Genomic DNA, 14,117 nt, shown 5'->3' on the forward strand with positions numbered 1-14,117 from the left:
GCAGGCGTTTACCCCGGTAAGTTGGGGTTGCGTTGCAGCACCTTGTCGAGAATCCGATCGGTCTTCAATGCCTCGATCGCCAACGAAGGGTGCTCGGATTCACCGCGAATATGGGCATTCATATTCAACACATGGTGCCACTGGATATGCGCGTGGCACGGCACTTCCAATACCTCGTTCGTCTCGCCCTCCAGCCGCAGCGGCTGGTCTTCGAACACGGCAAAGGTGATGCGCCCACGGCTGCCGATCAGCTCCACCTTGTCTTCGCGACGGTCCGCCACAAAGTTCCAGCAGCCCATGCCCATCGCACCCGAACTGAAGGTCCAGCAGGCCGTCACCGCGTCCTCCGCCGCATACTTGCCAGCCTGGCGTGCAGTAAAACCTGTGACCTCGACGATGTCGCCGGCCAGGTACTGGAACAGGTCAAACCCATGGCTGGCCAAATCGGCAAAATAGCCACCTCCGGCAATGGCCGGGTCGGTACGCCAGTTGGCGGCGCTCGCGTCCTCAACGGCGGCAGGCTTGCACAGGCTCCAAGTCAGCTGGCGCAACTCGCCGATGCGCCCGTCTTGCAGCCAGTCGCGCACTTGCTGGAAACGCGGCAGCGAACGGCGGTAGTAAGACACGAACAAATGCAGCCCGGCACGCTCGAAGGTGCGCTGCATCAACGCGCTCTGTTCGGCATTCAGCGACATGGGCTTCTCGACGCAGCAATGCTTGCCGGCGGCGGCTACCATCAGGCTGTATTCCAGATGGCTGTCGGGCGGTGTGGCGATGTACACCGCATCGACTTCAGGGTCATCAATCAGCGCTTGGGCGTCGGTGTAGAAGCGGGCAATGCCATGGCGTGCTGCGTAATCGCGCACGGCCTCCTCGCGGCGCCCCATCACGGCGACCAAGGCCGAACCTGGCGCTTTGTAGAAAGCCGGTCCACTCTTCAATTCAGTGACACTGCCACAGCCGATCATGCCCCAACGTACGGTGTTCATCGGTTTTCCTCGTGCGTTTTCATCAAGGGGGCAGTATCCACAACCCCACACGTCTGCGCCATAAGCACTTAGCATGACAATTGCATTACACTTTTATGACATTCATCACGCTGCGGGGGCACACACGATGAAAATAAGGGCCACAGTTATTTGCGAGCACGAGGGGCATATCCTTTTCGTGCGCAAAGCCCGATCGAAATGGGCACTGCCAGGCGGCAAAGTCGAACGCAACGAACGTCCGGTTGGCGCCGCCGAACGCGAACTTGAAGAAGAAACCGGGCTGAACGTGGACGGTTTGCTGTACCTGCAGGAACTGAAGGCGCGCGACACTCTGCACCACGTATTCGAAGCCTCGGTGGTGAACATTGCCGACGCCAGGCCGTGCAACGAAATCATCGACTGCCAGTGGCACGCCTACAACGCCATGGATGAACTGGACACCACCGACGCTACCCGGCACATCGTCAAATCCTTCCTACGTCGCCTGTAGATCAGCGCTCTGCCCGCTGTCCAGCAAACCGCGCTTCACCACGCCGTTCTCTTTCTGCCGTTCGACAAAGGATCTGACGAACGCGGCAGCGGCCGCATGCGCCACCGGAACCGCCATGGCTTGGCGAATCGTCATGAAATCATCTTCGACCAGTCGCCATTGCGCCGACACCCGGGTGCGTAAAAAATCACGCACGCCCGCCGCGGCGTCCAGGCCTTGTTCGATACACCAATCCACCGCTGCCGCCGACGTCGGCGCCCGCACCAACTCGGCATGCTGCACCGTGCGGCTCAGGTACAGGTCATACGCCGCGCCTTGGCCGACAGCAATGCGCCGTCCCGGTGCATCCAGTTGCGCGACCTGGGTGAACCCTGAATCCATCGCCACCAGGTAAGTGCCCTTGATCGCCACATAGGGCGCGCTGAAGGCGATTTCCTCCTCACGCACCGGCTCGATGGCCAGGAATGCCACGCGCCACACATCGTCGGCCAACGCAGCGAAGACCTTGCCCGCCGCCTCGAAGGTGATCAGTTGCAACTCAACACCCAATTCCTCGGCCAATGCCTTTGCCAGCACCACCGAAACGCCCTGGGGTTCGCCGTCCGGCCCGCGTTGCGCGAGCACCGGGTTGCCGAAATTGATGGCGGCGCGCAGCACGCCGTCGGGGGCCAGTTGCAGCATTACCTGAGGGTCAATCATCGAGCGCTCCTTGACAGGTCCGTTGCACGGTCTTACGGATCACAAACGGCAATACGCCGCCGTGCTCAAGGTACCCAAGCTCTTGCAGCGAGTCGAGGCGCAGGGCCAATACGTGCTGAGTAGTGCGGCCATCAGCGCGTTCAATCTGCAGGGTGATCGGGTTCTCGCCGACCTGCAGGGTGTCCAGCCCCAGGAAGGTCAGGCGCTCGCTGCCTTCCAGGGCCAGGTCCTGGACCGAGTCGCCCTCGGCAAACACCAAGGGCAACACGCCCATGCCGATCAGGTTGCTGCGGTGAATGCGCTCGATACTGCGCGCCACCACGGCCTTGATGCCTAACAGGCTCAAGACCTTGGCGGCCCAGTCGCGGCTGGAACCGGCACCATAATTGGCCCCGGCAAACAACACCGTCGGCGTGCCGGCGTAGCTTTGCGCCGCCAGGTACAGCGGCAAATACGCACTGTGGTCGGCATTCCACGCCCACACACCCTGGCGCGGCGGTTGCTGTGCGTCGAGCAGGTTGTTCAGGCGCGGGTGGGTGAAGGCGCCGCGCACCATCACTTCATGGTTGCTGCGCCGGGTCGAATACTGGTTGAAATCCACCTCGGCCTCGCCCCGCTCACGCAGCCAGGCACCGGCCAGACTGTTAGCCGGGATAGTGCCCGCCGGCGAGATATGGTCGGTGGTGACGTTATCGCCGAGCACCACCAGCGCCCGCGCATTGCACAGCGAAAGCTGCGCCGCGGGTAACGGCTGCACACCCGCCAGGTACTGCGGGCGGCGCAGATAGGTAGAGTCCAGGTGCCAGGCAAACTGCACGCTGCCATCGGCGGCCAATGCCTGCCAATGATGGGTGCCCTGCCACAACAGTTCGCCGCGCTGCTGGAACAACGCCGGGCGCACCACACAGGCGACTTGCGCGGCCACGTCGGCATCACTGGGCATCAGCTCATGCAGGTACACCGGTTTGCCCTCGGCATCCAGCGCCAGCGGGTGGCTCGACAGGTCAATGTCGATACTCCCGGCAATCGCATAAGCCACGCACAACGCCGGCGACGCCAGGTACCCAGCCGGGACGTTCGGGTTGACCCGCCCTTCGAAATTGCGATTGCCCGACAGCACCACCACGCCCTTGAGCCCTTGCCTGGCGAAGGTTTCGACGTGCGCCTCAAGGCTGCCCGAGTTGCCGATGCAGGTCATGCAGCCAAAGCCTGCCAGCTCAAAGCCCAGCGCGGCGAAGTCCTCCAGCAGCCCGGCATCGTGCAAATAATCCGCCACCACCCGCGAGCCTGGCGACAACGATGTCTTGACCCACGGCTTGCGCCCCACACCCCGGGCCCGCGCATTGCGCGCCAGCAGCCCGGCCTGGATCATCTGCGCCGGGTTGGCGGTGTTGGTGCAACTGGTGATGGCCGAGATCACAACCGCGCCATGGGTCAGCGGCGCATCAAACGACGGCTCGAAAAACTGCTGCCCGGGTTCGCCCTGCACATGCTGATGAAACGAGGCTGCCGCATTCGCCAATGACTGGCGCTGATGGGGTTGATGGGGCCCCGCAACACTCGGCTCGACGTGCGCCAGGTCGAGTTCGATCAGTTCGTCAAAGTGCGGTTGCGGCTCCCCTTCCTGGCGCCACAACGACTGCGCGGCCATGTAGGTCGCCACCTTGGCCAGCAACGGCGCAGGCCGCGCGCTCAGTTCCAGGTAAGACAGGGTCTCGTCGTCAAACGGGAAAAACACCACGGTCGCGCCATACTCCGGCGCCATGTTCGCCACCGTACCGCGCGCCGCCCAACTCAGCGACGACAGCCCCGGCCCGGTGAACTCGACAAACTTGCCGACCATGCTGCGTCGGCGCAGCAGTTCGGTCACGGTCAGCGCCAAATCGGTGGCGGTAACGCCCGGGCGCAACGCATTGCTGACCCGAATCCCGACCACCTGCGGAAACGCAATCGGCACCGGTTCACCGAGCATCGCCGCCTGCCCTTCCAGCCCGCCCACGCCCCAGCCCAACACGCCGATGGCATTGATCATCGGCGTATGGCTGTCGGTGGCGACCATGCAATCGGGGTGCAGCAGCACGCCGCCGTCGGCAGCGGGGCTCTCCCACACCACCTGCGCGATGGCTTCCATGTTCATCTGGTGGATGATCCCCGTGCCCGGCGGGATCACCTTGAAGTTGTCCAGGCTGGCCTGGGCCCACTTGATAAAGCGGTAGCGTTCACTGTTGCGGCGAAAATCGATGTCCAGGTTGGCGTCCACCGCCCCCGCTTCGGCGTAGTGCTCCACAATCACCGAATGGTCGATGGTCAGCACCGCCGGAATCGACGGGTTCACCGCCGCAGGGTCACCGCCCAATTCGGCCACCACGTCGCGCATCCCGGCAAAATCCGCCAGCGCCGGCAGGCACGTGGTGTCATGGAACATCAGGCGGTTGGGCTTGAACGGCACTTCGCAATCCGGCCCGTTGCCCGTGGCGCGCGCCAGTACTGACGGCAACGAAGCCGGGGCACAGCGGGCGATGTTTTCCACCAGGATGCGCAAGGAATACGGCAACCGATGCAGTTGCTCGCAGGTCAGCAATTTATACAGGTCGACATAGGCATACCGTTGCCCGTCGACATCGAGGTGGTTGAGAAAGTCGCTCATAACTGGGCAAACACACGTTCAATGCGCGCCAGGCCCCAATCCAGCTCCGCGCGGGTGATGCACAGCGGCGGCGCAATACGCAGCACGTTTTCGTGGGTTTCCTTGGTCAGCAGGCCTTCGGCGAGCAGCGCCTCGCAGAGGGGTCGCGCATCACGGTCCAGCTCCACACCCACCCACAGACCGCGCCCGCGAATCTCGCGAATGGCCGAAGAATTCATCGCGCCCAGGCGTTCAACCAGGTACTGGCCGAGCTGCGCGCTGTTGTCGATCAGCCCTTCATCTTCCAGCACATTCAGGGCTTCCAGGCCGATTGCGGCGGCCAGGGGGTTGCCGCCGAAGGTGGAACCGTGGCTGCCGGCGTCAAACAAATCCATGATCGAATGGTCCGCCAAAAACGCCGACACCGGCATGATCCCGCCACCCAGCGCTTTGCCGAGAATCAACGCATCCGGGCGAATGCCTTCGTGCTGGAAGGCAAACCACTTGCCGGTACGGCCCAGGCCCGACTGGATTTCATCGAGGATCAGCAAGGTATTGGTCTCGTCACACAGCTGGCGCAACGCGCGAAGGAACCCGGCCGGTGGCACGCGAATACCGGCTTCGCCCTGGATCGGCTCGATCAGCACCGCGCAGGTGTCGGCGGTGATGGCGCGGCGAAAACTCTCGATATCGCCAAATCGCGCTTCGGTGAAACCGTTGCAGAACGGGCCGAAGTCAGCCTTGTAGTCCGGCTCGGAAGAGAAGCCGACGATGGTCGAGGTGCGGCCATGGAAGTTGTTATCGGCCACCACGATCTTCGCCTGGTTCGCGGCGATGCCCTTGACCCGGTAACCCCAGCGGCGCGCGGCCTTGATGGCGGTTTCCACGGCTTCGGCGCCACTGTTCATCGGCAGCGCCGAATCAAAGCCGCTGATACGGCACAGGGCCTTGAGGAAGTTGCCCAATGGCTTGCTGTAGAACGCACGGGAGACCACGCTGATCTTGTCGATCTGCGCCACGGCGGCAGCACGGATACGCGGGTGCACATGGCCATGGCTGACGGCGGAATAGGCCGACATCATGTCCAGGTAACGCTTGCCGTCATCGGCAATGGCCCAGACGCCCTCGCCCTTGACGATGACCACCGGCAGGGGTGAATAGTTGTGGGCACAGAATTGGTTTTCGAGGGTGATTGCCGGGTTGGAGTGCATGGGGTGTCCTGTCTGGTAAAAATCTAATGAACAATGAAGATCAACGGTGGGAGCAGGCAAGCCAGCGCCCACAGGGAAGTGCATTTCACCGCCAATTGCTCAGGCGCTGAGCAGCTTGCCGCTGCGAATCGGCGTGGCACCGGAGACCCGGCCCAGCGGGTCGCCGGGTTTCACAAAGCGCACATCGCGGCGCATGTACAACACGCCCGTGTTGTGGCTATTGACCGTGGTGGTCTTGCCGCTGTGGGGGTCAACAATATCAAACAGCGCCTGGCCCGCTTCTATGCGGCTGCCGACGGCGGCGCGGTGCACCAGCACGCCGGCACTCGGCGCGTAGAACTGCTCGCTGCCGGCCAAGGGCGTCGCCGGGCTGCGCAACGCAGGCAGCGGGCGCGGCGTGCCTTCAATCGCCCCCAGGTAAGTCAGGTAATCGATGATCGCGTTCGCGTCATGGTCCGCCAGCTCATAGGACACATCCCGCTGCCCACGGTGCTCCACGGTCACCGCAATGCTGCTGTCGGGGATCGGGAAACGGTCGCCCAGTTGCGCGCGCAGGTTCACCCACAACAGGTACAGCGCCTCATCAAACGAATTGGCCTGGGAATCAGTGGCCAGCAAGGTGGCCTCGGCGCCGATGTAACGCGCCAGCGGTTCAATGGTCGGCCACACCGATTCGCCGGTGTAGAGGTGCATCGCGGCCTCGCGGGAGCAATGCAGGTCCAGCACGATGTCGGCGTCGTGGGCCAGCAGCATCAGGGTCTGTTGCAGCGACTGGTATTCGTCCATCGGCTCGGCGGCGCGCAGGCATTCGCCCCACGCGGTGCGGATCAGCGTGCGGTTGGCGTTGATGTCCTGGCCCAGCAGGTGCTCGACCTTGCTGATGATCGCCGGGTACGGCACCGGGAAACCGCGGTTGTAATTGCGCCCGCTGCCCAGTTCAAAACGCCCGCTGGGGGCGCCCATGATGTACTGGCCCAGGCCTGCCGGGTTGGCCACTGCCACCAGCACAATGTGCGCATTCAGGCGGCCAGCGCTTTCCAGCGCCGCCAAGTGCCTGCGCAACTGCGCGGCCACCAGCATCGCCGGGGTTTCATCGGCATGCAGCGCCGCCTGAATATAAATTTTTCGACCTGCACCCACTGCACCGTAATGCTCACTCTCCACGTGCCTGTGGGTACCTTGTGTCGCTTGCAGCAGAGGGTGTTGATTAAGTTTCATAAACCGGAAGTCTCGGTATTCGAGTGATGGATCTTGGGAAAAATTCTAGCGAGACCGGGTGATCGCTTGTAAGGGCGGTCGGGGCTATCTCGATCTGACAATCCGATCAGTGTGGGAGCTGACGTGCCTGCGATAGCGATGGTTCAGGCAACCGTGATGTTGGCCGTGACATCGCCATCGCGGGCAAGCCCGCGCCCACAGAGGCCTGTTACCAGAGCGCCAGGGTGTAGCCCAGCATCACGCGGTTTTCGTTCACATCATTGAAGTAATTGCCCTTGCTCAGGGCGTTGCGCCAGCGCATCGACACACCTTTGAACGGCCCGCTCTGCACCACGTAGCCGAGGTCCAGGTCACGTTCCCATTCACGCCCCTCACGGTTGAATCCCAGTACCTCAGCCGAATCACCCTTGGCGTATTTGATGCCGAACAACAGCCCCGGCAAACCCAGGTCGGCGAAGTTGTAGTCATAGCGTGCGTGCCAGGCGCGCTCGCGGGTCTGGGTGAAGTTGCTGAACTGGTACTCGGTAAACAGGTAGGTGATCGAGCCGTCCAGGTAGGTAAACGGCGTAGTGCCGTACTGGCGCTGGTAGCCGCCGCCGATGCTGTGGCCGCCGTACTGGTAGGTGAAGCGCGTGCTCAACGCACTGTTGTCGACTTTACCGGCCAGGCCCGCGCCGTCCTTGTCGGCGTTGAAGTAACGCACGTCGGTTTTCAACGTGCCGCCACCCAGCCCGAAGTTGTTTTTAAAGCCTACGTATTGCTGCTGGTAGATGCTGTCCAGCGCGGCAAAGTGGTAGCTGACCAGGGTGTTGGGCGTCAGCGAATAATCACCCCCCGCAAACCGGAACTGGTCGCTCAGGGCCGTACTTTTGTAGACCTTGCTGACGGTGGTCAGCTTCATGTCTTCGTAGTTGGTGGAGTCGCGGTCCTTGGCCTGGTCGATCTGCCCAAGGCTGATCTTGAGGTTGCTGATGTCATTGGAGACCAGTTGCGTGCCGCTGAACGACTGCGGGAACAGCCGGCTGGTGTTGGGTTGCAGGGTTGGCAGATCCGGCACCAGGTAACCCACGCGCAGCTCGCTCTTGGCAAAGCGCGCCTTGGCGGTCACGCCAAGTTTGGAGTACTCATCGGAGACGTTTTTGTCGCTGTCCCGCTGCAGCAACCCCGTGCCGGACAAGCCCGGGCTGGAGTCGAGCTTCACGCCGAGCATGCCGGTCAAGTCCAGGCCGAAACCCACGGTGCCCTCGGTAAATCCCGACTTGATCCCGAGGATGAACCCCTGGGCCCATTCGGCGCGCATCGACTGCGACGCAGCCTCGCGGTAGTCACGGTTGAAGTAGTAGTTCTTCAATTCCAGCGTACCGCTGCTGTCATTGATGAAGTCGGCCTGGGCGGCGAACGGGATCATCCCGCTGCTCACGACGCCTACGCCGGTGATGAGTTGAGTCAGGGATTTTTTCATTTTTTTAGCTCCTGGCAGTGTGGGGGTTGGGGGTGTTTTTATTGTTCTTCGGGCATGGCTTCGCCGTTCGCGCAAATCGAGCGTTTGCGCGGCGGGCGTAGCCAGTCCTGGGTTACAGCGCTAGTGGTACGGGATCCTGGCGGATGCGGTAGCCGCCGTTTTCAAGTTTTTCCAATGGGCTGGCCGCGGCCAGCAGCTTGCGGGTGTAAGGATGCTGCGGGCGGTCGAAGATCTCGTCGCGCGCGCCCATTTCCACCACCCTGCCCTCGCTCATCACCGCGACCCGGTGAGCGATGCGCTCCACCGCCGCCAGGTCGTGGGAGATGAACAGGCAGGCAAAACCGTACTGGGCCTGCAAGCGTTCGAACAGTTCAAGAATCTGCTTCTGGATGGTCATGTCCAGGGCCGAGATCGGCTCATCGGCAATCACCAGCCGTGGGTGACGCACCAATGCGCGGCCAATCGCAACGCGCTGACGCTGACCACCGGAAAGCTGGTGCGGGAAACGCTCGACAAATTGCTCGGCCAGGCCGATATCCAGCAGGGTTTTTGTGACCCGCTCACGTTTTTGCTCGGCGCTCATGCCGGGCACATGGCGCAGGGGTTCGGCGAGGATGTCGCCAATCTTCATGCGCGGGTCGAGGGACGAATACGGGTCCTGAAAAATCATCTGGCATTGCAGGCGATGCTCACGGTTGCCGGACTTGAGAATGTCCACGCCTTCAAACTCGATGGCCCCGGCACATGGTGTGTTCAGCCCCACAATTGCCCGGCCCAGGGTGGTTTTGCCAGAACCGCTGCCGCCCACCAGCGCGAGGGTTTCCCCCGGCGCGATGCTCAAGTTGGCCGAGTGCACCACCCGCTTGAACTGGCTACGGCCCCAGAGGCTGCGCGGGCCCGGGTGCTCGATGCACACGTCCTTGACCGTCAGCAGCGGGCGGTCGGCCTTGGGCAAGTCCGCCAACACGCCGCGACGCGGCAATGCCTCCAGCAATTGCCGGGTGTACTCGGCCTTGGGCGACAGCAGAATCTGCTCGATGGTGCCCTGCTCCACCGCGCGGCCTTCGCGCATCACCACCACCTTGTCGGCGTAGCGCGCCACCAGCGAGAGATCATGGCTGATGAACAAAATCGCCGTGCCTTGCTCGCGGGTCAGGTCGAGCATCAGCTTCAGCACGTCCAGTTGCGCCAGGCAATCCAGCGCGGTAGTCGGCTCGTCGGCGATCAACAGCGCCGGGCGCAACAGCATCACCGAGGCGAGCATGATGCGTTGACGCATGCCACCGGAGAACTCATGGGGGAACGCCGCCAGGCACCGCTCGGCGTCCTTGATGCCGATATGGCCGAGCATCTCCAGGCTGCGTTCGCGAATCTGCGCTTCGGTGAGCTTGGTGTGCAGGCGCAGGCCCTCAGCCATTTGCTCGCCGATGCTCATCGACGGGTTCAGCGACACCATCGGTTCCTGGAACACCATGCCGATCTTCGCCCCGCGCAATTGGCGCAGTTGCTCGGGCGTGAGGCTATTGAGGTCGTGGCCCTGAAAGCGCACCTGGCCGCCGCAATGTTCCAGCGGCGGCGGCAACAGGCCAATGGCGGCGCGGGCGGCCAGGGTCTTGCCGCTGCCGGACTCGCCCACCAGCGCCACGATTTCGCCGGGGGCGACGGTGAAGCTCAAGTCACTGACCGCCAGCGGGCCGTGGGCGCCGACGCGGATTTTCAGGTGATCGACTGCCAGCAATACGTCGGTCATGTTCATTTACTCATCCGTGGATCAAGGCGGTCACGCAAGGCGTCGCCACACAGGTTGAACGCCAGCAACGCCATGGCGATGCAGACCCCGGGAAACAGGCCCAGCCAACTGGCGGTGGCGATATACGGCCGGCTGGCCGCGAGCATGTTGCCCCAGGTCGCTGCCGGTGGCGGCACGCCCAGGCCGAGGAAGCTCAGGGCGCTTTCCGCAAGGATTGCCCAGCCGAACATGCTGGTGGCCAGCACGCACACCGGCGCCACGCAGTTCGGCGCGATGTGGCGCAGCATGGTGTACAGCTCGGAATTGCCGATGACCCGCGAGGCCTCGACAAATTCCTTCTCACGCAGCGACAGCACGGTGCCGCGCACCACACGCACCACCGACGGCGTGTAGGCCAGGCTCAGGGCGAAGACGATGCCGTACAGGCTCGGGCCGATGATCGCCATCAACCCCAGCGCCAACAGAATTCCCGGGAACGCCAGCAGCGCGTCGTTGACCATCATCAGGCCACGGTCGACCCAGCCGCGCAGGAAGCCCGCCAGCAAGCCGAGGAAACTGCCGGCGACAATTGCCAGGGTCACCGTCAACACACTCACCCACAGGCTGGTGTGTGCGCCGATCATCAGGCGGCTCAACACATCACGGCCGTATTCATCGGTGCCCAGCCAGTGCGCGGCGGTGGGCGCCTGCAAACGCGCCAGCAGGTTCAGTGCCAGCGGATCGTGAGGTGTCCACACCAGGCCGAGGGCGGCCATGATCAACAGCAGGGCCAGCAACGTCGCGCCGATCAGCGCATTCAACGGCGGCACGCGCCAGGCCCTGGGGGCACGCCCCGGCGCGGGCAACAGCACCTCGGGGGCAACCGGAAGAGGCTTATTCATAACTTAACCCTGGGGTCGAAGAGCGGGTACAGCAGGTCCACCAACAGGTTGACCAGCACATAAACAAAGGTCACCAGCAGCAGGCAGCCTTGCAGCACGGGGTAGTCGCGGGCGTAGATCGCATCCACCATCAGGCGGCCGATGCCCGGCAGGGTGAACACGGTTTCCAGCACCGCGATACCGCTGAGCAGGTTGCCCAGGATCAAGCCGATCAGGGTCAACGTCGGTGCAAACGAATTGCGCAACGCGTGGCGCCACAGCACCGCGCGCTCCGACAACCCCTTGGCCCGCGCATGGGTGATGTACTCCAGGCGCAGCACCTCAATCGCACTGGCGCGGGCCATGCGGGTGATCGCGCCCAGTTCCACCAGGGTCAGGGTGACAATCGGCAGCACGATAAAACTCAAGGCCTGCCAAGGTGATTGGCTGAACGACACATACCCCACCACCGGCAACCAGCCCAGCTTGATGCCGAATGCATAGAGCAACAGCAGGCCGAGCCAGAAGCTGGGGATCGACAACAACAGGGTGGCGGTCGACACCACGCCGAAGTCCAGCGCGCTGTCCTGCTTCCACGCAGCGAGCAAGCCGCCCGGCACCGCGATCAGCGCCGCCAGCAATACCGAGATCAGCACAATCCCGGCGCTGACCTGGAACCGGTCCAGGATCAGCGGCAACACCGCCTCATTGGTGGTAATCGAATGCCCCAGGTCACCGCTGAGCACGGCCTTGAGCCAGATCACAAACTGCAACGGCAGCGGCTGGTCCAGGCCCAGGGACGCGCGGGCGACTTCCAGGCTGTGGGCGTCGGCCATGTCGCCGAGCATCAACAGCGCCGGATCACCCGGTACCAGGCGGATGATCGCGAAGACCATCAGCGAGATCAGCAGCAAGGTCGGAATCGACATTGCCAGGCGTTGAGCGATAAAACGAAACATCCTCAGTTGCTCCCGGAAGCGGGGACGCTGACGGTCCACAGGCGCGGCTTGGACACCGGCCAGGTGCGCAGGCCCTTGACGTAGTCACGGCTGGCGGCAATCGCATTGCCGTTGTACATCGGGATCAGCGGCACGTCCTTGAGCATCTGCAGGTGCATCTGATCGAACAGCGCCTGGCGCTTGCCGATGTCACCTTCGCGCTGGACTTCACGCAGCCAGTGGCGGGCCTCGGGGTTGTCCCAGACCTTGCGCGCTTCCTTGTCCTTGTCGCCGGTCATCGAGTCAAAACTCAAGGCCGGGTCAAGGCGCTCGGAATACGGGAACGCCATCATCTGATAGTTGCCGCTCTGGTAACGCTCAAGCTGGGTGCCCCACTCCAGGGTTTCCAACTCCAGGTTGATGCCGCTGGCCTTGGCCATGGCTTGCACGAACACGCCCATGTCGAAGATCGCGGCGTAGCGCTTGTTGACGATCAGCTTGATCGGCTCGCCCTTGTACCCCGCGTCGCGCAGCAGCTGCGCGGTCTTGGCCGGGTCGAAGGCAAAACCCTGGTCTTCAATGGCAGTGTGGTAGTGGCTGCCGCTGGCGACCATCGAATTGTTCGCCTTGGAGCGCCCGCCGGTGAGGGCCTCGACGATTTGCGCGGTGTCCAGGGCGTGGGCGATGGCCTGGCGCAGGCGTACATCCTTGAGCAGCGGGTCGCGGGTCTGGAACAGCAAGGCATTTACCGACATGGTGCCGCTGGACGTCACGCGCACGCCGGGGTTGGCGGCCAGCTCGGTGGCGTCCAGCGGGGTGACGTCAATCAGCAGGTCGACGTTTTTCGACAGCAAAGCCGCCTTGGCCGCCGCCGGATCGGGAATCACCAGCAGGCGCACGCGATCCAGGCGGGTGCTCTTGTTGCCGGTGTAGCCATCGGGCTCTTTTTCATCACGCGGCGTGTAGTTGGCGTTGCGCAACAGCTCGACGTATTGGCCTGGCTTCCAGTCGCCGAGGCGGAACGGGCCGGTGCCGATCGGCGCCTTCCAACTGCCGTCGGCGTTGAGCGAGTCAGGCGAGAGGATGCCGCTGCCGCCGCACTCCGGCAGCGCGGTGCTGGTCAGGAACAGGCCGTTGGGCTTGTCGAGGGTGAACACAACGGTGAGCGGGTCCGGGGCACTCATGTCGACGATTTTCGCGCCGCCATGCCCATCGAATTCAGGCGCGCAGCGCCATTGGGTCTTGGGGTCGAGAAAGCGCTTCCAGGTCCACAGCACGTCGGCGGAGGTCAGCGCCTTGCCGTTCTGGAACTTCACCCCGTCACGCAGGTGGAAGGTGTAGCGCAGGCCGTCGTCGGACACCTGCACGTCGTTGGCCAGCAACGGGCCGACGGTCGCGTCTTCACGGAACGCCACCAACCCTTCAGTGATGTGCATGATCACCGCGTCGGAATTGGTGTCGCGGTTGACGCCCGGGTCGGTGCTGCGAATGTCGGCGTTGAGCGCCACCTTCAAGACACTCTCAGCGTGGGCAGTGCCCATCAGCGCCGCAGACAAGGCGCCTGCCAGGATAAAAGTCTTGTTCATGGATAAATGCACCTTAAATGATCCTTACGCATGGGTTCGGACGCTGGCAGGACCCAAAAAGAGGCACGGCCGAACTCCTGAATAGTTGTTGTTGTTTTAGTCGCCGTTCACGGTTGGCGAATGTTCCTGGACCGATCTTATTCTTCACGCGGCAACCTTGAGAAGAACGCTCCAGGTGATCGGGCTCGGCTTTTCCGATCACGTGATGATCCCGCGTCGCATTGCCCCCAGCCTACCCAAAAACCGGGGGTTGGGGCCGTTTCAGGCCGATCATAAATAATGAACCTG

11 protein-coding genes are annotated in these 14,117 nt (G+C 63.0%); 1 reads left to right on the forward strand and 10 read right to left on the reverse strand.

Features of this window, described 5'->3' with window-relative positions; genetic code table 11:
• Positions 1-8: 8 nt before the first annotated feature.
• Positions 9-989, reverse strand: a complete 981-nt coding sequence (locus tag WBB95_RS01015) for a Gfo/Idh/MocA family protein (RefSeq protein ID WP_424485897.1) — start codon at positions 987-989, stop codon at positions 9-11.
• A gap of 127 nt (positions 990-1,116) precedes the next feature.
• Here WBB95_RS01015 and WBB95_RS01020 point away from each other — a divergent pair, with 127 nt between their 5' ends.
• On the forward strand, positions 1,117-1,479 hold the full coding sequence (locus tag WBB95_RS01020; protein WP_424485898.1) for an NUDIX hydrolase: 363 nt from the start codon (positions 1,117-1,119) through the stop codon (positions 1,477-1,479).
• Here WBB95_RS01020 and WBB95_RS01025 read toward each other — a convergent pair.
• The 9 genes from WBB95_RS01025 to WBB95_RS01065 form a co-directional block, all read right to left on the reverse strand.
• Positions 1,465-2,178, reverse strand: a complete 714-nt coding sequence (locus tag WBB95_RS01025) for a transporter substrate-binding domain-containing protein (RefSeq protein WP_424485899.1) — start codon at positions 2,176-2,178, stop codon at positions 1,465-1,467. The genes WBB95_RS01020 and WBB95_RS01025 overlap by 15 nt on opposite strands.
• Positions 2,171-4,825: an aconitate hydratase AcnA gene (acnA, locus tag WBB95_RS01030; protein ID WP_424485900.1), complete on the reverse strand. Its 2,655-nt coding sequence runs from the start codon at positions 4,823-4,825 to the stop codon at positions 2,171-2,173. The genes WBB95_RS01025 and acnA overlap by 8 nt, the downstream gene beginning before the upstream one ends.
• The gene (gene rocD / locus WBB95_RS01035) at positions 4,822-6,015 is read right to left on the reverse strand and encodes an ornithine--oxo-acid transaminase (protein WP_424485901.1); all 1,194 of its coding nucleotides are present in this window, start codon (positions 6,013-6,015) and stop codon (positions 4,822-4,824) included. The genes acnA and rocD overlap by 4 nt, the downstream gene beginning before the upstream one ends.
• Positions 6,016-6,114: 99 nt before the next feature.
• Positions 6,115-7,233 carry a succinylglutamate desuccinylase gene (locus WBB95_RS01040; protein WP_424485902.1) on the reverse strand — a complete coding sequence of 373 codons (1,119 nt, stop codon included), beginning with the start codon at positions 7,231-7,233 and terminating at the stop codon, positions 6,115-6,117.
• Positions 7,234-7,441: 208 nt separating this feature from the next.
• Complete coding sequence (locus WBB95_RS01045) at positions 7,442-8,695, reverse strand: OprD family porin (RefSeq protein WP_424485903.1); 1,254 nt, start codon at positions 8,693-8,695, stop codon at positions 7,442-7,444.
• A 112-nt stretch (positions 8,696-8,807) separates the two neighbouring features.
• Positions 8,808-10,451: an ABC transporter ATP-binding protein gene (locus tag WBB95_RS01050; RefSeq protein WP_424485904.1), complete on the reverse strand. Its 1,644-nt coding sequence runs from the start codon at positions 10,449-10,451 to the stop codon at positions 8,808-8,810.
• Positions 10,448-11,326 (reverse strand): ABC transporter permease, encoded by an 879-nt coding sequence (locus tag WBB95_RS01055; protein WP_424485905.1) that lies wholly within the window; start codon positions 11,324-11,326, stop codon positions 10,448-10,450. Before WBB95_RS01055 ends, WBB95_RS01050 begins: the two co-directional genes overlap by 4 nt.
• Complete coding sequence (locus WBB95_RS01060) at positions 11,323-12,264, reverse strand: ABC transporter permease (protein ID WP_424485906.1); 942 nt, start codon at positions 12,262-12,264, stop codon at positions 11,323-11,325. Before WBB95_RS01060 ends, WBB95_RS01055 begins: the two co-directional genes overlap by 4 nt.
• A gap of 2 nt (positions 12,265-12,266) precedes the next feature.
• On the reverse strand, positions 12,267-13,829 hold the full coding sequence (locus WBB95_RS01065; protein ID WP_424485907.1) for an ABC transporter substrate-binding protein: 1,563 nt from the start codon (positions 13,827-13,829) through the stop codon (positions 12,267-12,269).
• Between the last annotated feature and the right edge of the window lie 288 nt (positions 13,830-14,117).

Origin of the sequence: Pseudomonas sp. (genome assembly GCF_049645325.1) — a bacterium.
In the GTDB taxonomy this organism is placed as follows: Bacteria; Pseudomonadota; Gammaproteobacteria; order Pseudomonadales; family Pseudomonadaceae; genus Aquipseudomonas.